The sequence below is a fragment of the Streptomyces sp. NPDC005492 genome (assembly GCF_040605995.1).
Lineage (GTDB): Bacteria > Actinomycetota > Actinomycetes > Streptomycetales > Streptomycetaceae > Streptomyces.
This window is the reverse complement of sequence record NZ_JBEXDX010000002.1, coordinates 319,437-338,958: the sequence shown is the minus strand read 5'-3', so window position 1 is coordinate 338,958 and position 19,522 is coordinate 319,437. Positions and strand designations below refer to the sequence as shown.

Genomic DNA, 19,522 nt, shown 5'->3' with positions numbered 1-19,522 from the left:
CACCAGGTGACACAGGAGGCGGATTCGGACACGCCCCCCACAAAAAAACAGGGAACGACCGGAACGATTCGGGGTCGCCGGACGTATTGATACGTGACCGCTCTGCTGTGACAGTTGAGAGCAGCTTAGGCCAAGGCCTATACACGTGTCCGGCGAATGAGAACGTAGGCTGCCCCCATGCCAAAAAAGCGCTCGGGTGGTGGTCTGTCCCCTCTGCAGCAGGCCACCAAGTTCCTCGGTGTCAGTGTGCTCGCCGGTGCCGTCATGGCCGGAATCGCGTTGCCCGCGGCCGGCGCGCTGGGGCTCGCCGCCAAGGGTTCGGTCCAGGGGTTCGACGACATCCCGGACAGTCTGAAGAGCCCTCAGCTCAGCCAGCGCACCACGATCCTGGACAGCAAGGGCAACCAGATCGCCTCGGTCTACTCCCGTGACCGCACGGTGGTGGAGCTCAAGGACATCTCGCCGTACATGCAGAAGGCGATCGTCGCGATCGAGGACTCGCGCTTCTACCAGCACGGCGCGATCGACCTCAAGGGCGTCCTGCGCGCCCTCAACAAGAACGCGCAGAGCGGCGGAGTCTCCCAGGGCGCCTCCACGCTCACCCAGCAGCTCGTGAAGAACTACTTCGTCGAGGAAGCCGGCGACGACCCGACGAAGGTCGCCCAGGCCACCCAGCAGACGCTGGGCCGCAAGGTCCGCGAGCTGAAGTACGCGATCCAGATCGAGGAGAAGCTCGGCAAGAAGAAGATCCTCGAGAACTACCTGAACATCACCTTCTTCGGCGAGCAGGCCTACGGCGTCGAGGCTGCGTCCGAGCGCTACTTCTCGAAGCACGCCAAGGACCTGAACCTCCAGCAGTCGGCGCTCCTCGCGGGCATCGTCCAGTCGCCCACGCGCTACGACCCGATCAACGACGAGGCCGAGGCCAAGAAGCGCCGCAACACCGTGCTGGCCCGCATGGCCGAGGTCGGCGACATCTCCAAGGCCGACGCCCAGAAGGCCGAGCAGACCGACCTCGGCCTGAAGCCCAGCCAGCCGAAGAACGGCTGCATCACCGCGGTCAAGGGCGCCAGCTTCTTCTGCAAGTACGTCGAGAAGGTCTTCCTGAGTGACCCGGTCTTCGGCAAGACCAAGGAGGCCCGGGCGAAGATCTGGAACCAGGGCGGCCTGACGATCCGTACGACCCTGGACCCGCAGGCCCAGGACTCGGTGCAGGCCTCGCTCAAGGAGCACATCTACAAGTCGGACTCGGTCGCCGCGGCGGCCACCCTCGTCGAACCCGGCACCGGCAAGATCCTCGGCATGGGCCAGTCGAAGCCGTACGGCTACGGGAAGAACGAGACGGAGTACAACTACTCGGTCAACGCCGACATGGGCGGCTCCAACTTCGGCTTCCCGACCGGTTCGACGTTCAAGCCGTTCGTCGCGGCCGCCGCACTGGAGCAGGGCCTGCCGGCCACCCAGCAGTACCCCGCGCCGTACTCGATGGACTACCCGAGCCCCGTCTCCACGTGCAGCGGCAAGAACTGGGTCAACCAGGACGGCGCGACGGTGGAGAACGAGAGCGAGTCGGAGCACGGCCCGTACGCGCTGAAGGAGGCGATGGCCAAGTCGGTCAACACCTACTTCGTGCAGATGATCTCCGACATCGGTCTGTGCCCCGTGGTGAACATGACCAACAAGCTCGGGGTCGTGCAGGGCAACGGCGACAAGATCCCCGAGGTCCCGGCGATCGCGCTCGGCTCCAAGGGCCTCTCGCCGCTGACGATGGCCTCCGCGTACGCGGCCTTCGCCAACGAGGGCACGTACTGCACGCCGATCGCCATCGAGTCCATCACGCAGAAGGTGGGCAACCAGCAGAAGTCGCTCGCCGTCCCCAAGTCCACCTGCTCGCAGGCGATGAGCAAGAAGACCGCCGACACCATCAACACCGTGCTGCGCGGCGTGGTCGACTCCGGCACCGGCCAGGAGGCCGGCCTCACCGACCGCGAGAGCGCCGGTAAGACGGGTACGACGGACTCCCGCAAGAACGCCTGGTTCGTCGGCTACACGCCCCAGCTCGCGGGCGCGGTCTGGGTCGGCAGCGCCAAGCAGAACGTCGAGATGACCAGCATCCGCATCGGCGGCGTCTGGCACGACCAGGTCTACGGCGCCGACACCCCCGGCCCGATCTGGAAGGACGCCATGACCGGCGCCCTGGAGGGCAAGCAGGTCAAGACCTTCACCCTGGTCGACATCCCCGACCCCGCCAAGAGCAAGGGCACCGACAACGGCAAGAACGGTGACAACGGAGGCAACGCCAACGGCGGCCTGACCACCGACGGCGGCACCACCGGCACGACCGACGGCGGCACCACCCCCACCCCGACGATCTCCTTCCCCGACGGCTTCTTCCAGGGCACGTCGAACGGCGGGAACAACGGGAACGGGAACGGCGGCAACAGGGGATAACTCCCCTGCGGTCAGCGGCCTTTCGGCCTTTTCGTCTACGACGACGGGGGCGCCCCTTGTGGAAGGGGCGCCCCCGTCGTCGTAGACGCGTATCGGTCCACGGGTGTGGGTCAGCCGGCGAGCAGCTTCTTCACCACGGCGGCCACGCGACCGCCCTCGGCCAGTCCGGCGACCTTCGGGTTCACGATCTTCATGACGGCGCCCATGGCGCGCGGCCCCTCGGCACCGGCCGCCTTCGCCTCCTCGACGGCCTGGGCGACGATCGCGGTCAGCTCCTCGTCACCGAGCTGCTTGGGCAGGTACTCGGCGAGGACCTCGCCCTCCGCCTGCTCCTGCGCGGCCTGCTCGGCACGACCGCCCTGCGCGAAGGCGTCCGCGGCCTCGCGGCGCTTCTTCGCCTCCTTGGTGATCACCTTGAGGACCTCGTCGTCGGAGAGCTCGCGCTTCTCCTTGCCCGCGACCTCCTCCTTGGTGATCGCGGCGAGCGTCAGCCGGAGCGTGGAGGAACGCAGCTTGTCGTGCGCCTTGATCGCGGTGTTGAGGTCTTCCTGCAGCTTCGACTTGAGCGTGGTGGTCATGGGTCCGATTCTCGCAGGTGCGTGAGGGCGGCCGCCCACCGATTTAAGGGGCTGCGGCCGACGGGGTGTCAGTGGGGTCTGACACGATGGAGATATGCGCGCGCGATACGGAGTACCTCTGGGAATTGCGGCGGCAGGCGCCGCCGGTCTGGTCTACGCGGCGGGCTTCGAGGTCCGCTCCTTCAGACTGCGCCGGGTGACGGTCCCGGTCCTGCCCGCCGGCATGCGCCCGCTCCGGGTCCTCCAGGTCTCCGACATCCACATGGTCGGCGGGCAGCGCAAGAAGCAGCGCTGGCTGCGCTCGCTCGCGGGCCTGCGCCCCGACTTCGTGATCAACACCGGCGACAACCTCTCCGACCCGGAGGGCGTCCCCGAGGTCCTGGACGCGCTCGGCCCGCTGATGGAATTCCCGGGGGCCTATGTCTTCGGCTCCAACGACTACTACGGCCCCAAACCCCGCAACCCCGCCCGGTACTTGCTGGAGAAGAGCGCCGGCCGCCACGGGCTGAACGGCAACCCTCCTGTCGTAGGAGCCATCCACAACCCGTGGGAGGACCTGCGGGACGGCTTCGACGCGGCGGGCTGGCTCAACCTGACGAACACGCGCGGCACGCTGAAGTTCGAGGGCGCGTCGGTGGAACTGACCGGCCTCGACGACCCGCACATCAAGCGCGACCGCTACGCACGCGTGGCCGGCGGCCCCTCGGACGACGCCGACTTCTCGATGGCCGTGGTGCACGCGCCGTATCTACGGGTCCTGGACGCGTTCGCGGCGGACGGCTATCCCCTGATCCTCGGCGGCCACACCCACGGCGGTCAGCTCTGCATCCCGTTCTACGGCGCCCTGGTCACCAACTGCGACCTCGACACGGACCGCGTGAAGGGCCTGTCTCGGCACTCGGCGGAGGGCCGGACGTCGTATCTGCACGTGTCGGCGGGGTGCGGGACGAACAAGTACACGCCGGTGCGGTTCGCGTGTCCGCCGGAGGCGACGTTGCTGACGTTGGTGGGGCGGGAGTAGGAGGGGGGAGGAGCAGGCTGGGGGCTGGGGGTACCTCATACGGTCCACCCGTATCGCCCGATTCGTCCCCGCTGCCTAGCGTGAGGGCATGACCGCCCCGATACCCAGGGACATCCCGGACCTCCCCGCGGTACCCGGCATGCCCGCGCTGTTCGCCTCACCCGTTCCCGCCACCGCGGTGGTGGCCCCGTACCGCCGCCCGGTGGCGGCCGTGTACCGACTGCTGGTCGCGCTCGTGGCAGGGGCGGCGGTGACCGTCGACCTGCTCCTCGGCAGCCCGATCCGGGTGCTGACCTACTTCACGATCCAGAGCAACATCCTGCTGGCCCTGGTCATGATCACCACGGCCCGCCGAGCCTGGACGGCCCGCCGCCCCCTCTCCCCGCTGGTGACCGGCGGGTCCCTCCTCTACATCACGATCACGGGCCTGGTGTACCACCTGATCCTGGCGCACGCGTCGAGCCCGTTCGCGATGACGGGCGGGACCGTGACGGGCTGGCAGGCGGTGACGAACCAGGTCCTGCACACGGTGACCCCGATCGCGGCCGTGATCGACTGGCTGCTCCTGACCGCCCCCGGCCGGCTGCATCTGCGGATGGCGGCGACGTGGCTCCTCTACCCGCTGGTGTATCTGGCGGTCTCCTTGGGCCGCGGCGAACTGATCCTCCCCGGCACACCGGGCCGCTACCTCTACACGTTCCTGGACGTCGAACACCACGGCTACAAGAGCGTCCTCGGCAACGCCCTCCTCCTCGGCCTCGCCTTCTACGCCCTCGCCGTCCTCCTCGTCGCCCTCGACCACGCCCGCCCCAACCCGGTCCGCCACCGCGCCAAAACCGGATTTCGTCTCCAGCCACCGGTGGGCTAAAGTAAACGACGTCGCCGCGATGAGCAGCAGCACCGGCAAGATGAGCGGCGACATCGGGGTGTAGCGCAGCTTGGCAGCGCGCTTCGTTCGGGACGAAGAGGTCGTGGGTTCAAATCCCGCCACCCCGACAGCTGGTCAGAGGCCCATTCGCTTGATCGCGAATGGGCCTCTTTCATGCCCGGGGGGCCAAACAGGGGGCCAAAGGGATTGAGTCAGGCCACCGCGTCGCCCTCGCCCCGGTCCTCCGTGTGGGCCCCTTCCTGATCTTCAGCGAAGATCTCGTCCATCGCTTCAGCGCCCTGCGTGATCACCGGGCGAAGCTGCTTGCGGTAGACCGCCTCTGTCGTCGTCTGGCTACTGTGACCGACCAACAGCGCGATCCGCTCCAACGGGATTCCGTGATCCGAGAGCAGGGACACGAAGCTGTGCCGGAGCTCCCGCGGGGTCCACTCAGGCTTCAGTCCCGCCTTCTTCACGATGGCCTTGAAGTCGCGTCGAACGTTGGCCGCGTCCAGCGGTTCACCGGTCCGGGTCGTGAAGACACGGCCGGCCGGGCTCCACTCCTTTCCCTTCGTAGCGCGCTCCCGTTGCTGCCACTTCAAGTGCTCTTCGAGCACATCGACCACCTGCTTCGGGAGAGCGATGGTCCGGCGGCTCTTCCTGGTCTTGGTCTCGCCGTGCTTCCGCACCGAGCGCCACACCGCGACGTGCGGCGGAGTGTCGTCCTTCGTCTCCAGAAAGACGTGATCCCAGGTGAGCGGTCGCGCCTCTTCCGTACGCACGCCGCTGAGCAGCGAGAGCACGAGGTACGCATACAGCCGTGACGGACGTGCAGCGATGAGCACGGCTTTCGCCTCCTCCAAGTTCAGCGCCTTGCTCGGACGGCCGGGGCGCCCCTCCGGTGCCGTGACGAGTAGTGCCACGTTGCGCGCTGCCTTATCCCGGCGCTGCGCGTGTGCGACGGAACGGCGCAGGACGGCGAGCAGGTCGCGCAGGCTTCGCGTCGCGAGGAATTCGGCCCTGTCGTCCAACCAGTCATCAATGTCGTCCGCGCTGAGTTCCTTCAGCTTGGCCTTACCGATGAACGGGATCAGGTGCTTGTTCGCCATCGAGCGGTTCTTACCGATGGTGCCCTTCTCGTCGCGCCCCTTCAGCCCGCGCTCCAACCAGTCGTTCACCGCGTCTGCCACGGTGTAGTTGGCCGGCGCCTTGACGCCCGTCTGCACCTCCTTCTTCAAGTCCCGGATCTTCTGGCGGACTTCGGTCTTCGTCTTGCCGTACACCTTCGGTCGACGGCGCTTGCCGTTCGGGGCGTGCCCAAGGGAAACGGCCCCCACGTAGCTCTTTTTGACGGGGTCCCAATAGATCGTGTCCGCACCGTGGCCTGCCCTTTGGGCGCGCTTCGGGGTCTCGGTCATGCTGTGCTGTGCCTCCAAAGGACAGGGCCGCGCCCTGAAGGACGCGGCCCTGTCGCGGTGGGTGATTGGGAGTTCAGGCGGTGGCTTCTGCCTCGCGCTTGAGGAGTTCGACGTACTGCGAGATGTACTCAGGCGGTACGAGTCGACGACGGCCGATGCGAACTGTCTGGAGACGCCCGAGCCGTATCTCCTCGTAGAGCATCGAGCGGCCGATCCTGAGCGCTATGGCGGCCTCTTCGGGCCTGTAGAGGAGTTGTTCAGCGGGTGAAACAGCGGTGCTCACGCGGCGGTGCCTCCTCGGCAGGGAGTCGGGGGCGGTGACCCCCTTCCTGTCAGGTCCGCTACTTCCGCTACCTCCGCTACCTCCCTGGTCAAGGGCATGATCGAGGTAGCGGATAGGGGTAGCGGTAGCGGATGAATCCGCTACCGGCCCTGGGGGTGGTGCGGGACCGGTAGCGGATGAAGCGGTGCGGGTAGCGGACGAATCCGCCCTTGCCGCTACCTTTTTCAGGCCTCCGACCTGCGCGGTAGCGGCGGTAGCGGAAGTAGCGGACTCTCAGGGGGTGGGGGGCAGTAGCGTTCCCACGCGTCATGGAGGTCCGCGGCGTAATAGCCCTTCATCACGCTGCCGCCCGCTTTGATGTTCCGAGCCGCTACCGGGGTGTTGTCCGCGGTCATGTACTCGCGCAGCATCCGCGCCAGCCCCCGCGCGTCCAGCGGCTTGCCGCTCATGTCCGCCCACGGCGCCTCGTCAAGGCTGTGCAGGCGGTCAAGAACGGCGACGGTGGGCAGGCGGTCGATGCCGTTGAACACGTGGTCGCGCAGGTCCGTGAGCAGCCGGATACCGGTGCTGCCCTTGTCTCCGACCTTGGCCGCGTTAACCAGTTCCACACATGCTGTGCGGGCTCGCTCCGGCCATTCGCCCCCGGCAGCGTCGGCAACCGCGAGAAGCGGTTCCCAGACGTCCGCGGGTCGGTCCGTGACCTCCGGGGGCAGTTCAGGGAACACTCCGTCGACCAAGTGAGCCACGGACTGTGCCCAGTTGGTGAGCCGGTCGCGCAGCGCGTTGCCTTCCTTCTCGTGAATGCGCTGGCGGTAGGGCTCCACGTACTCGTTCCTCGCGCGGCGGCGCATCCTGATGATGACCGAGCGGGTCAGGATCGTGTCCGGCAACGAGCCGAGCCCTGCCATCGCGACCGCGCAGTACGACGGGAACTCCTGTACTTGCTGGTTGGCTCCGTCTCCGACGCAGCGCCACATGCCGACCCCGCGGCGGTGGCCAGCGTTGAGGAACCCGCGCAGCGGTTCGTTGTCCCCTGCCTTGGGCCCGAACACCGTGTCGACCTCGTCGAAGAGGATCGTGGGGCGGGTCTCCAGGGTGGACACAGCGCGGAAGAGCACCGAGGCGGACGCGTTGGCCGCAACTAGCGGCTTGGGCACCAGGGTCTCGATGATCTCCAGTGCTCGCGACTTCCCGGAGCCCGGCTCCGGCGACAGGAACGCGATACGGGGCGTGGCGTCGAAGCAGTCGAGCAGGTGCGCGTGCGCGTTCCACAGCGTGACCGCGACGTAGGCGGCTTCGAGGGGGAAGACGTTGAAGCGACGGTGGAAGGCTTCGACCTCATCGAGCAGGGCGGAACCGTCCGTGGGGTGCGCCGGCGGATTGGTGGTCATGCCGCGGCCCTCCCTTCCTGGGTGGTGCGGAGCGGGCATTCGTCGCGGTGGGCGGTGTGGTCGGCGATCAGGGCCAGCACCTTCGTGTGGCCAACGGCGCTACGGTCCCTGCCGCACAGGCACTTCGAGGTGGCGGTAGGCACGGCGCCACGCGGTGCGCTGATGCACAGCCACGCGACCGGGTACCGGCCGTCACCCTTGCTCGGGTCAGAGCGAAGAGCAGTGCGGACGCCTACGGCGACGCCTTTCGGCTCGCCCACGGTCGGAACGGGCGCCGGTTGTGCAGCGGCGCGCGGACCGGTGGGGGTGGCGGGAAGGCTCTTCAGAGAGGGGCGGCGAAGGGTGCTCATGCCGCCCTCCGCTGACTGTTGCGGGCAATCGACCAGTTCAGACCGCTGCGAATGGTCGCCTCACAGGACCGCGGAGCAAGACCGGCCTGCTCCCCCGCCCACTGAAGAGCCTCCTCAACCTGCTCCCTGGGGAGGTCGCCCCACGCGATGAAGCGCCCCAAGGCTCGCGCTGCCCGGAGCAAGGTGGCGTTGCGCTCGCCCTCCGGGGCCGTGCGCACGCTCGCGGTTTCGGCGTTCAAGCCCGATGTGGCGTAGCTGGACGCTCGAACCGATGACGGTGCAGCCGTCAGTGCCCGCGAAGCTTGACGGACCGTCAGAAGAGCGTACAGCCACTCCGGCAGCGGGGCGGGCAGGGTGTCGTCGATGATCGCGTAGGCACCGGTGGGGGTGAGACTGCCGGGGGCGACGACGTAGCCACCCCAGGCACGGGTGTCGATGCGCTTGCCGAGCCGTCCGGCCGTGTTGCCGAGCCGCACACCGGGTGGGGCGGTGAAGTACAGGTGGAATCCGCCGCTCGCGGTCCGGGTCGTACGGGTGGTGGGGATGGCCTGCCCGGCGCGCTCGCAGAGCGCCGCAAAGGTCGTCACGCCGGAAGGCGTGTCCGCACTGCACTTTCGCTTGGGCATGTCGAGGTCGACGACGACCAGGCCGGACGGGCCGGTCGCAATGCCGACGTTGAACGGCAGGTCGCCCCACGCGCGGCGGATACGGTCCGGGTCGATGGTGGCGCGCTCTTCCCACTTACGGTGACCGCCAGCGCAGTCCCCGATGCCGGGGCAGACGTCTTCACCGTGCAGGGCCGGACGCTTGTCGCCGGGGCGCAGTGGGAGGACGGCCCACCCTCGTTCCGCAGCGTCCAGTGCGGCGTACAGGAGGTGGCGGTTCATCCGCTCACCCCCGACATCCTCGATGCGGTGGCATGGGCCGGACGGCCCTCGCCGAATGCACGACGTTGGGTCATGCTGTAGGTCTCCTGCTCTCTTGGAGGGACTGGAGAACCGGGGCGGGCGCAGGCTTGTGGTGAGACGGCGCCCGCCTCGGGCGTAGCTAGCTGTGGAAGTGGTTGCGCTTGAAGACGGCCTTGCGGATGTTGACCGTTGTCCCGCCGCCATGGCCGCTCGCGCTGAACACCTGCACGGCAACCCAGCCTCCGAAGATGACGGCGGCGAGGACGATGAGCTGATGGATCAGCGCGGCCAGGGCGACGATGAACGTGGTGAGCAGGACCAGGCCACCGCACACGGCGCCAAACCCGATGCCTCCGAGCGCGATGTTCACCGCCGTACGCGAGACGGCCGGTTTGGTCACGACGGGTTCGGGCTTGGCGGGCTCCATGGCGTAGCCGGTGACGACGCGGCCGTCGGGCAGGACGATGCTCGCCACCGCGGGGATACTGCCGGGCTGCACGTGCATGAGCGGCGCGGCGTGCGGTACCGGGGCGAGCGGCGTGGGGTGGTGTACGTCAACGACCGCCGCGTTGTGACCGGCGGGGCGGTGGTGGTCGTAGGGCGTGAGTGGTTCGTTCATGGCAGCTCTCCCGTTCAGTTGCCGAGGGTGGACAGGGCGTCGGCGGATGCCTGCACGAGGTTGTGGATAGGCTCGTACGCGCCGGTCCCGGCGACGAAGAACCCGAACAGGAACAGCGCGATGGCCGCGCCACCGCCGGCAGACTTGGTCTTGACTGCGAGGGCGGACGCGGCGCCGAACAGCAGCACGGCGGAGATGTTGAGGATCATTGGGAGCCTTCCGGGCGCGGGGTGTCGGTGCCGGCGCGGTAGATGCGGGCCCAGCGGTTGTAGAGCCAGCGGCCGACGCGTATGCGCTTGCCGGTCGCGTGGCAGCGGCGGCAGTCCTTGCCGCGCTTCTGACGGCCCTTACGGTCGGTCTTCATCTGGAAGCCCCAGCCGTTGCACTTGCGGCAGTTGCCGAACGGCGAGGCAGCACACACCGCGATGTAACACAGTGTTACGGCGATGAGCATGGCGATAGCGAGCAGGGTGGGGGTCATCAGAGCCCTCCCAGGCGGTTTTCAGGGGTTTCCGCAGGTGGGCCGCTATCCGCTAGCGGCCTGATCAGATCGGGTTTGGGGCGCTAGCGGGGCCGCTAACGTTAGCGGGGTGTGCCGCTATCGCTAGCGGCCCCGGAGCGTCAGCCCGCGTCCCGGTTTTCGTCACGCTCCGCAATCGCGGTGACGATGTGAGAGCGGTCGATACCGCGCCGGTTGACCACCTTGCCCTTGACGCGTCGGCCCACCTGGATGGTGGCGACGCCGTGCGGCTTCAGCGCCGCGGCGAGCCCTTCGGGGTCCCAGCCGTCGTAGACGTCCTCGCGCAGGTCGGCGAGGCGGACCACGACAGTCTCGGACCACACCTTGGGCTCATCGGCCGCAACGACGGCGAGGATGTCGCGCAGCAGGTCGTACGCGCTGCCCGCGTCCACCTCCGGCTCTTCCCCGAGCGCGTAGCCGGAAAGGGTGCCGGCGAGTTCGCGCGCCTTGCGGGCGCGGGCACCGATGGCATCGGCGGCCGGGGCGTCCACGTAGACCGAGCCGACGATCCGGGCGTCCGAGCCTTCACCGACGAAGTAGTGAATGCCCTTGTCACCCCAGCTGAACATGGTCGCGCGCACACCCCGCTTGTACGCGGACGTGCCGAGGACCATGTCGTTCTCCAGTTGGCCCATGACCTTCAGGCAGAACCGCGCCGACGCGTTCGCGCTGATGCCGGTGGGCAGGGCCTTCGCGTCCGGCCGCTGGGTCGCCAGCAGCAGCACGATCCCGGTGGCGGGACCGCGCTTGACCAGGTCGGTGCAGATCTCTTCGAGTTCCTTGCCGTACTTGTCGTGCTCGAACCAGACCTGGCACTCATCCACCCCGACCACGATCGGGTGCAGTCCCAGGTGCTTCATGTCCGCGAGCTGGGACGTCACCTTGGACTCGGGGCAGATGTCCCGCGGCAGGGAGCGGATCATCTTGGCGCGGCGGCGCAGTTCCTCGCGCAGCGCGCGCAGGTCCCGCACCGCGTACTCGATGTCCTCTTCCTCATCGCCTGCACGGTGGCGGTAGGAGACCGCGTTGCCGACCGGGTCAAGGTCCCCCGTGCCCTTGAGGTCATAGGTGTGCAGCTCCGCACGCGGGTCCAACGCCGCGATCAGCAGCAGCAGGCGCAGCAGGAAGGTCTTGCCCATGCGCGGGATCGCGCCGATGACGGCCGCGATGTACATGAGCGTGATCTCGACCCAGCGTCCGCGCTGGTCAGTACCGAACGCGACCGGCTTGAACAGATCCGTCGTGCCCGACTTCGCCAGCGGCCATACAGGCTTCTTCGCCTTGGACATGTCCTGATCGCCGACCCACAGCACCAGGTGCCCTGTGTGCTCATCGGCCACCGCTTCGGGCCACACGCACCCGAGCGGGCGGCGCAGACCGGACGCGAGCCGGTCGCGGCGCTCGATGACGTCCGTGACCGTGACGCCGTAGGGGAGGTTGCCCTCCGCACGCCAGCCCGGACCGTCACGCGTGATGGGGGCGGTGAACTCGAAGCCGTCGCGGCCCTTGCCCTGGGCCTGGTTGATGGCGGGGATGCCGAGCGAGCCGAGCGCACGCAGCACGATGTCGCTGGTGAGTTTGACCGCCTTGGGCAGTTCCACCGCGCGGTGGATGACCGGGGCATCCGCCTTGCGGCCGGCGAACCCGAGCGCCATCACGACCGCGCCGACCGAGACGGCCTGAAGCCAGTCCGGGGCGAGGACGTAGAGGGCGAGTGCGGAGCCGAGCCCGATGAACATCGCGAGCACGGTGACGAGGGTGCGCAGTCGGACCCGTCCGTCGCGCTGCCGAGACAGCTTCAGGTACTCGGCAGCGTCCTCGCGGCGGACCGCGGCGAGTCGGACCGGCTCGCCCTCGCGGTCGGCCATCCACCGCAGCGTGCCGCCCACGAACTTCGCAGCACCGGACGGTGCTTGGAGCGTCAGCCGCGCGGCGTAGACCGGGGAGCGCAGCGCGTGATAGCCGACCGAGTGCGCGTAGTGCCGGGCCACCCACGCCGTGTCGGTCTTCAGTTCCGCCACGGACTGAAGCCACGGCGGAACGACCGGACGGCGCTGCGCGGCGAGCAGCCGACCCAGGTAGCCCGGACCCGTCGCCTTCGTGGTCGGAACGTCGACCATCACGCGGGCGGTCGGGTCGCCCGACTCGGCACCCGACCGACCGGGCTCCGGGTCGGGCGGTCGGGTCGGGCGACTCGGTACGGGCCGACCGTGCCTTGTCGAGGTCGACTACATCGCCCCCGGAGTCGGCGGCGGGGTCGGTGTTCAGTTCTGCTTCGAGTCGGTTGAAGAGTTCGTTCTCGTCGTCGGGGTGCTTCACTGAAGGTTCCTTCCAATGGGAGGCAGGGCGGGGTCGGTCCGTCGCTGTAGGAGGTGGGCGGACGGACCCCGCACGGCAGTGCTACGGGGGTGGCATGGGGAAAACTGAGTCCAGGACGCGGCCGTGCGAGTGGTGCGGCGAACCGGTGCAGCAGCCGGAAAGCCGCTGGCGCAAGCGGCGTTATTGCAGCAAGGCGCACCGGCGCAAGAACCGAATCGCGGAAGCTCTCTGGGAGTTCCTGGACTTCTGGTAGGTCACGCGGCGCGCTGTTCCTCGGGGTAGGCGCAGGGCACGCACATGCCGAGCGAGCTGGGGATGACGTATCCCGCGTCCGTACGGCAGTTGGGGCAGGTGCGGCGGGCGCACATGGCCTTGGCGAGGGCGGCCCGTTTGCCGGGCGTCATCGGCCGGACCGGCTTGGCGCGGTCGACGCGGTAGAGGTAGGCGACCAACGGGCCGCGCCGGTAGCGCGGGCGCAGTACCTGCGCCGCGATCGACTGACCGCCCGGACGTAAGCCACGGGCGCGCAGTTGGCGGCGCGTGGCGAGCCCGTCGGGGGCGTAGCGCCAGGGGTAGGTGGGGATGCCGAACTGGGCGCCGGTGGGGTCGTAGCACTTGCCGAACGACCCGGACATCACGGAACCACGTGCAGCGCGGGGGCTTGGGCACGCTCGGCTTTCAGCGCGTCCCGAAGCCTGCGGGCGTTGGCTGCGGAGCAGTGAATCTCCGTGCGTATGGCTTCCGCGTTCAGCCTGGCTTCGGTCCACTGAGCGGTTGCCGCGCGAGCCTCGATGAGCAGGTCCTCGTAGGTGCGCTGCGCCTTGCCGGTGGTCTTGGCCGTGGTGCGGCGCTGCGGGCGCGCCGCGGCTATGGGCGGGTGCGCCGGCGGACTGCTCACCGGATGCGGGGCGAGGGTGGTTTCTTCGGTGGCGGGGGCGAGGTCGCCCATGCGTAGCATCACGCGCTCGCGCCGCGGGGTCTTGGTCCGCCACTTGCGGCCGTAGGTCTCGCGCAGGTCCGCGCGGGCCAACTGCCGTTCCTTCTCCCGCGCCAGCGCCTCGCTGTAGGAGGTGATCTCCCACAGCGTCATCCGGCGCCACAGCGCGAACGTGGACGGGAACGCCAACAGCCAGCGCGAGAACCGGATCTTCTCCATACGCCGGCCGGTCGCCGCGCCGATCCGCACGGCGTAGACGTGCGCACCGATCTCAGAGAACACCACCCACAGCAGCGGCATCGTCCCGTGCGCGACCTTCGCCGACAGCGAGTGTCCGGCCGCGATGTTCAGCCCACACGTGATCAGCGTCAGCACCCAGGGCACGAACCGCACCCACGCCAGCGCCATGTCCATCCGGATCAACAGAAGGTTGGCGACGGTGAACACCGGGATAGACACGTCGATACCGACCGGCAGCATCCACGGAGCCGAGAACCCCCAACTCGCCGCAGCAGACGACACCGCGTCGAAAGAGGAGATCAGACCGAGCGCACCGACACCGGCCGCGGCGAGCGCGCCGACACCGGCAAGCCCCATCTCAGGCTTCGTTAGCGGCGGCACCCCGGACGGCAGGGATTCGGAGGCGGGGAGTGTGGTGTTCATGCCGTCGCCTCCGTCCCGCCGTGCGCACCCGAACGGCCAGCGCGACGGCCGTTGACCGTCCCGCTCTGCAAGGTCAGGTCCAGAGCGGTGAGCCAGTCGGCACCCGAGCGCTTAGCCGCGTACATCTGCTCATCCGCCAGGCGAAGCAGCGTGGACAGGTCCACGTCGTCGGTGCGCGGGTCGTAGGCGACCGCACCGACAGAAGCGCCCACCGTGAGAGGTCGACCGCCGACGGTGACCGGCTGCTCGATGGCGCGGGTCAACTCCCCCAGCGTCCACGACAGATCAGCCAGGCTGAACACGCGAGCGACAGCGGCGAACTCATCGCCCCCCAGGCGCACCACGATGCCCCCGTTGACGTCGGCCCAGTCCGCGAGCCGCCCACCGGTGGCCGCGATGACCGCGTCCCCGGCAGCGTGCCCGTAGGTGTCGTTGATCTCCTTGAACCTGTCGAGGTCGACGACGTAGACCGCGCTCCGGCCGCCCGCCAGCACCTTCGAGGCACGCTCGGCGAACGCGTCACGGGTGAACAGACCCGTCAGCGGGTCACGCCGCGCGGACTCGATACGGCGGCGCAGGCGCAGCGCATGCAGCGACCAACCTGCCGCCATCGGCACACCCGACGCCGCGGCAAACAGCAGCTCACTCATGCCGCACCGCCCTGGAACGAAGGGTTGACCAGACCGGTCAAGTCGACGATCTCGTCGCCGGTCAGCACGGTCCGCTCATCCATGGCGTGCGCCACGGTGCGGATCTCGCGCCACAGGTGACCGACCTTGCGCCGCGCCATGCCCTGCACCATCCCCCAGGACTTGCCACCCTCCGGAACGCGGGTGCGACCGAGCCGGTAGCCGAACTGGCGCAGGACGTCGATTGCCAGCTCACGGTCATGGGCGGCGGCGCACGCGGCAGCGCGCTCAGGCGTCCACAGGCCGTAGGCCATCAGGTAGGTGACGTGGGCGAGTTCGCCGGCCGCGCACTGCGCGGCGTAGTGCCACGGCGGGGTGTCCTGCGTCTGGTGCGCGGTGTTACCGGTCACCGCCCACTGGCCAGGCTCCGGCTCCCAAGCGATGACCTCGGACGTGATGACGTGCATCCCGTACGCCATGGACAACACGGCGTGCCCAGCCTCATGAAAGGCCATGCCCAACCGGGCCTGCTCGTACGTCAGCGGCATGTTCAGGAACGGGCGCGGCTCACCGTTGTGATCAGCCAGCACCTCAGGGGCGGGAGTCGTCGTCTTCATGCCGCCGCTCCCTTCCGAGAGACCCGGCGCCGGATGGCCGGCCGAGTCAGGGGGACGACGTTGAACAGTTCCGGGGCGTGCGCCTCGATTACCTCAACGGCGATACGGGCCACGGCGTCCGGGAGACCGGGGTTGTCGGCGAGGATGTCGCGCGCCGCGTCCAGCCTGGCCGCACGCTCTTCCTCGCTCTCGCCCTCTTCCCCGAGCCACAGCTCAGGCGGAGTACCCAGGGCCAGTTCGATGAAGTCGTTCGTGGTGACGGCCTGATGACCGCCGATGTATGAGCGCATGGCGAAGCTCCTGAATTGGAGGGACAAGAAGCCGGAGCAGTCGCAGGCGTTTGGTGAGACGGCGACTGCTTCGGGAGGGCGAAAGCCGTTGTGAAGCACCGGAGTTCGGCTCCTCTCAACCCCGTCCGTACGGGAGCGCTCCGCAGAGCGCCCGGACGGACGGGGCAAGCAACCGGCGCGGCGCTAGCCGCCGCGATTCGGTGGAAGGTGACCGGTTGGACGCGGCACCTGTGGTGCCTGCGGACCGGGGATGGAGCGGCGCCGCCGTGCCGGTCGATCACGGCCGCGCCTATCGCTTTCGTCGACTCACTGAAGCTCCTTCGGCTCGCTGAACAGGGGTTACACACTGCAAGGGGGACCGTGTCCCCACTCTCCGGCCGTTGCTCGCGGTCACCGGGCCACCTCGCCAGTCAGGCCGAAGCCCTGTCCCCTGGCCTTTAGCGGGATTGCAGCGTCCCCGCCCTGTGCATTCGTGCAGGTCAAGCACTTGCCACCCCGAGGTTTTCCGGGGCCGTTCGTTGACTAGCTTGCACTAGTCTGCTGTGGTGCACAACCCTCGTGAGTGATGCGCTGTAGTTCGCTGTGGTGGGTACGCTTCAGAGCATGACTGTCACAGGAGGGCCGAAGCCGAAAGCGGCGCAGGTCGCGGACGCACTTCGCGCGGACATCAAGAGGATGAAGCCGGGCGACAAGCTCCCGTCACAGCGCGAGTTGATCGACCGGTTCGGGTTCGCGAGCCAGACGATCCAGAACGGCTTGGCCGCACTCAGGGCCGAAGGGCTCATTGTGTCGGCCGGGAACCTCGGTAACTTCGTCAGTGACGGGGCTTCCGTCAGCAACGACATGCACGACGACATCACGGAAATGCGCTCCCAGATTCAGGCGTTGACTGAACGGGTCGCAGCGCTCGAAGAACGTTCCGTCCCGGGTGGTGCGTGATCTGCAACCAGCATGCGAGGAACGGGAGTTGAGACGTAAGTGACAGCCAGGGGACGGAGAGTCGGAGGTGGGGACATGTCCAGTGACACCCCGGTGTCCCCTTCCCTGTCCCCCTGGCCCGCGGGTGAGACTCGGAGCAGGCACTCGGAGGAGGGCACATGACCGACGACAGGCCCGCATGGGCGCGGCGCATCGCTGCCGAGCGAGCGGCACGCGACTGGTCGCAGCGCGACGCAGTCAGGGCACTGCGGGTGCACGCTCCCACGGAGCTGCCCGCAGAGGAGAGCATGATTCGCCAGTGGAAGCGCTGGGAGTCAGGCCAGATGCCGAACGACTTCTACCAACCGATCATCGCGGCCCTCTTCGGCACCGTGACGCACGCGCTCTTCCCAGCGCCGGCACGGCGGGACGGCGACCGGGAGATCCTGGCGGCATCCGGCATGGAGACGCTAGAGATCGTGAGCCGTCTCAACCGGTCCGATGTCGACAACTCCACGCTCGATGCTTTGCGGATCACGGCGGACCGGCTCAGCTCGGAGTATCCGTTCATGCCGAGCGAGCAGCTCCTGATTGAGGGGCGGCAGTGGCTCCGGCGCGTCGTCGACCTTCACAAGAAGAGCCTCACGCTCGCGCAGCACCGCGAAGTTCTCGCGCTGTCCGGTTGGCTCGCGCTCCTGGTCGGCTGCGTCGAGTACGACACGGGCGCTCGTCACGCTGCCGAGTCGACGCGACAGGCCGCGCTCTCTCTCGCAACCGAGGCTGAGCACGCAGAGGTCGCCGGGTGGGCTCACGAGATGCGCGCATGGTTCGCCCTCACGACCGGCGACTACCGCGGCGTCATCGCAGCGGCGCGGGCCGGAGCGGACGCGGCGCCGCATCACGGCGTGGCCGTGCAACTCGCAGCCCAGGAAGCCAAGGCATGGGCGCGGCTTGGGGACCGCCGGCAAGTTGAGGTCGCGCTGGACAAGGGGCGACGGATGCTCGAAGCGATGCCGTACCCGGAGAACCTGGATAACCACTTCGTGGTGGACCCGGCCAAGTTCGACTTCTATGCGATGGACTGCTACCGCCTGGTCGGCGAGGACCAGCTAGCCCGTACGCTCGCCGAAGAGGTGCTGAGGGCAGGAACGGACTTCGATGGCACCGAGCGCTCACCGATGCGGAACGCTGAAGCCCGCGTCACGCTGGGCGTCACGGCGGCACGTGAGGGCGACTTGGAGCAGGCACTCATCATGGGTGAACGCGCCCTCGAAGGGGACCGGCAGTCGGTGCCGTCGCTCATCATGACCAGCCGCGAACTCGCCGCTGAGATGAAGCATCGGTATGCCACCGAACCCGCGGCACAGGACTACCTCGCACGGCTACACGCGCTCGGGCAAGAGAAGCCTGGATTCCTCCCGCAATAGCGACTCTAGAGTCGCTCAAAATGGCGGGTTACTGTCCCCAATCGCTCGCAACTTTTCTGCAATATCAGAATGCCCCAGCGCCTCAAGCTCCGAGGCCTTATTATCACGCAAGAATTCTGGAACTCCTCGAACTATCTCATCTAGCGTGCGCATTCCACCGAGAGACATAGAACTAACTTCCTGATATATCTGCACAAGCCTTGCACTCTCTCCCTCTCCTACGCCCTGAAGAATAACAACAGCATCGTCCGATGACCCATTACCCCAAAAATGTCGAATAGTGTGGGCGGCATCCTTAACCCCCCTCTCCCTACCTATGATCTTCAAAAGCCTAGTAGCATCACCCCTCAAGGAAGCAGACTTAAGCACCTGCACCGCAGCCCGAAGGCTCCTAACAGGTTTATTCCTGGCCACGCCACTCAAGAATGATTCGACATATTCATCCATCCCGGCCCGCCGCAGTCCAACGACGAAGATGGGCGTCTTTTCTGGCTCTTTAATTCGTGCGGCGATTGCCAAAAGATGGCGGGTCTCATCATTTGTGGATGACGCTCCGCCCCAGGGATCCCCCTCGCCCTTGAAGTGATCATTGAAAGCTGCCACGGTTTCCATGAGGTCCTTGGGTTCTTGCCGTGCCGCGACCGCTAGAAAGCCCCCATAATCCATTCCGGCTTGCCTGAGATGCCAAACTACCTCTGGAAGCCAATCCGATACAGGCTTCCCTCGCGATCCGTCGATAATTGCTATCACGTCAAGCATGCCAGCAGTACGGAGCGGAGCCAAATTCCAAGGGAGCTGTTCGCTTACGTCCCGCAAAGAGGCGACAGTACGATCCGATAGGGAACCTTGGGCTCCCGTAGCATTTTGTCGAGCGAACCGATCACGCCACGCTTGAATACCGGTGTCCAGTGGCGTCAGTGGCGCACCGATGGAACTCGCATACTCTGACAATGCCTCAACGATTGAGAGTACCTGCGCCAGATCCGGCAGACTCTTACCGCTCAATTTATCCTGGATCGTCGACCGAGCCATAGGGTTCTTACGACCCTGGTTCTCTACCAGCCTCCCAATAACTCGAATCGACGGATTTCCCGCCTTCACCCTCAGAGCCTGAAGTTCCGTCAAGAGCGTGCCGTCCACGAGCGTCCCTTTCCGTCCGAAACTGTCCGGGAGCGTCCGGCGATGTCCGGGGGGTATCGCAGAAGACTAGGTCACAGGCAGGGAAAGTGTCCGGCTTTTACCTAGATCCGTCCGAGGATCTGTTCTTCGCGATGCCGGACAGATCGAATGAGAGCAACGAAAAGTTCGGCATGTC

Annotated in this window: 19 protein-coding genes, 1 tRNA gene and 1 pseudogene; 6 read left to right on the top strand and 15 right to left on the bottom strand. The window is 67.4% G+C overall.

What is annotated here, in order from left to right:
* Positions 1-177 precede the first annotated feature (177 nt).
* A complete protein-coding gene (locus tag ABZT04_RS04350; RefSeq protein ID WP_356052776.1) occupies positions 178-2,451 on the top strand; it encodes a transglycosylase domain-containing protein in 2,274 nt (757 codons plus the stop codon).
* 110 nt (positions 2,452-2,561) lie between these two features.
* On the opposite strand, the gene ABZT04_RS04345 is transcribed toward ABZT04_RS04350, so the two are convergent.
* Positions 2,562-3,029 (bottom strand): GatB/YqeY domain-containing protein, encoded by a 468-nt coding sequence (locus ABZT04_RS04345; RefSeq protein ID WP_356052774.1) that lies wholly within the window; start codon positions 3,027-3,029, stop codon positions 2,562-2,564.
* Positions 3,030-3,123: 94 nt separating this feature from the next.
* Here ABZT04_RS04345 and ABZT04_RS04340 point away from each other — a divergent pair, with 94 nt between their 5' ends.
* The 3 genes from ABZT04_RS04340 to ABZT04_RS04330 all read left to right on the top strand — a co-directional run bounded on the left by ABZT04_RS04340 (position 3,124) and on the right by ABZT04_RS04330 (position 5,046).
* On the top strand, positions 3,124-4,050 hold the full coding sequence (locus ABZT04_RS04340) for a metallophosphoesterase (RefSeq protein WP_356052772.1): 927 nt from the start codon (positions 3,124-3,126) through the stop codon (positions 4,048-4,050).
* A gap of 88 nt (positions 4,051-4,138) precedes the next feature.
* Entirely contained in the window at positions 4,139-4,918 is a 780-nt protein-coding gene (locus tag ABZT04_RS04335) for a Pr6Pr family membrane protein (RefSeq protein ID WP_356052770.1), read from the top strand.
* 54 nt (positions 4,919-4,972) lie between these two features.
* Positions 4,973-5,046: transfer RNA gene (locus ABZT04_RS04330), tRNA-Pro, on the top strand.
* An 84-nt stretch (positions 5,047-5,130) separates the two neighbouring features.
* Here ABZT04_RS04330 and ABZT04_RS04325 read toward each other — a convergent pair.
* From ABZT04_RS04325 to ABZT04_RS04265, 13 genes and pseudogenes are all read right to left on the bottom strand, one after another.
* Positions 5,131-6,336 (bottom strand): site-specific integrase, encoded by a 1,206-nt coding sequence (locus ABZT04_RS04325; protein WP_356052767.1) that lies wholly within the window; start codon positions 6,334-6,336, stop codon positions 5,131-5,133.
* A gap of 73 nt (positions 6,337-6,409) precedes the next feature.
* Positions 6,410-6,619, bottom strand: coding sequence for a helix-turn-helix domain-containing protein (locus ABZT04_RS04320; RefSeq protein ID WP_356052764.1), 210 nt, complete (start codon positions 6,617-6,619; stop codon positions 6,410-6,412).
* A gap of 224 nt (positions 6,620-6,843) precedes the next feature.
* Entirely contained in the window at positions 6,844-8,010 is a 1,167-nt protein-coding gene (locus tag ABZT04_RS04315; RefSeq protein ID WP_329254932.1) for a DUF3631 domain-containing protein, read from the bottom strand.
* A 346-nt stretch (positions 8,011-8,356) separates the two neighbouring features.
* The gene (locus ABZT04_RS04310) at positions 8,357-9,247 is read right to left on the bottom strand and encodes a bifunctional DNA primase/polymerase (RefSeq protein ID WP_356052761.1); all 891 of its coding nucleotides are present in this window, start codon (positions 9,245-9,247) and stop codon (positions 8,357-8,359) included.
* Positions 9,248-9,407: 160 nt separating this feature from the next.
* Complete coding sequence (locus tag ABZT04_RS04305; protein ID WP_356052759.1) at positions 9,408-9,887, bottom strand: hypothetical protein; 480 nt, start codon at positions 9,885-9,887, stop codon at positions 9,408-9,410.
* A gap of 14 nt (positions 9,888-9,901) precedes the next feature.
* Positions 9,902-10,096, bottom strand: a complete 195-nt coding sequence (locus tag ABZT04_RS04300; RefSeq protein ID WP_356052757.1) for a hypothetical protein — start codon at positions 10,094-10,096, stop codon at positions 9,902-9,904.
* Positions 10,093-10,368, bottom strand: coding sequence for a hypothetical protein (locus tag ABZT04_RS04295; RefSeq protein WP_356052755.1), 276 nt, complete (start codon positions 10,366-10,368; stop codon positions 10,093-10,095). Before ABZT04_RS04295 ends, ABZT04_RS04300 begins: the two co-directional genes overlap by 4 nt.
* 140 nt (positions 10,369-10,508) lie before the next feature.
* A pseudogene (locus ABZT04_RS04290) lies at positions 10,509-12,726 on the bottom strand (cell division protein FtsK).
* A gap of 254 nt (positions 12,727-12,980) precedes the next feature.
* Positions 12,981-13,361 carry an RRQRL motif-containing zinc-binding protein gene (locus ABZT04_RS04285; RefSeq protein WP_356052753.1) on the bottom strand — a complete coding sequence of 127 codons (381 nt, stop codon included), beginning with the start codon at positions 13,359-13,361 and terminating at the stop codon, positions 12,981-12,983.
* Entirely contained in the window at positions 13,361-14,326 is a 966-nt protein-coding gene (locus ABZT04_RS04280; RefSeq protein ID WP_356052751.1) for a DUF2637 domain-containing protein, read from the bottom strand. The genes ABZT04_RS04285 and ABZT04_RS04280 overlap by 1 nt, the downstream gene beginning before the upstream one ends.
* Positions 14,323-14,976: a GGDEF domain-containing protein gene (locus ABZT04_RS04275; protein ID WP_356052749.1), complete on the bottom strand. Its 654-nt coding sequence runs from the start codon at positions 14,974-14,976 to the stop codon at positions 14,323-14,325. The genes ABZT04_RS04280 and ABZT04_RS04275 overlap by 4 nt, the downstream gene beginning before the upstream one ends.
* Positions 14,973-15,572, bottom strand: coding sequence for a hypothetical protein (locus tag ABZT04_RS04270; RefSeq protein ID WP_356052747.1), 600 nt, complete (start codon positions 15,570-15,572; stop codon positions 14,973-14,975). The genes ABZT04_RS04275 and ABZT04_RS04270 overlap by 4 nt, the downstream gene beginning before the upstream one ends.
* Positions 15,569-15,862, bottom strand: coding sequence for a hypothetical protein (locus ABZT04_RS04265; protein ID WP_356052743.1), 294 nt, complete (start codon positions 15,860-15,862; stop codon positions 15,569-15,571). The genes ABZT04_RS04270 and ABZT04_RS04265 overlap by 4 nt, the downstream gene beginning before the upstream one ends.
* 603 nt (positions 15,863-16,465) lie before the next feature.
* Here ABZT04_RS04265 and ABZT04_RS04260 point away from each other — a divergent pair.
* Complete coding sequence (locus ABZT04_RS04260) at positions 16,466-16,801, top strand: winged helix-turn-helix domain-containing protein (protein ID WP_356052741.1); 336 nt, start codon at positions 16,466-16,468, stop codon at positions 16,799-16,801.
* Positions 16,802-16,959: 158 nt separating this feature from the next.
* Entirely contained in the window at positions 16,960-18,207 is a 1,248-nt protein-coding gene (locus ABZT04_RS04255) for an XRE family transcriptional regulator (RefSeq protein ID WP_356052738.1), read from the top strand.
* 15 nt (positions 18,208-18,222) lie between these two features.
* On the opposite strand, the gene ABZT04_RS04250 is transcribed toward ABZT04_RS04255, so the two are convergent.
* Positions 18,223-18,966 carry a hypothetical protein gene (locus ABZT04_RS04250; RefSeq protein WP_356052736.1) on the bottom strand — a complete coding sequence of 248 codons (744 nt, stop codon included), beginning with the start codon at positions 18,964-18,966 and terminating at the stop codon, positions 18,223-18,225.
* Between the last annotated feature and the right edge of the window lie 556 nt (positions 18,967-19,522).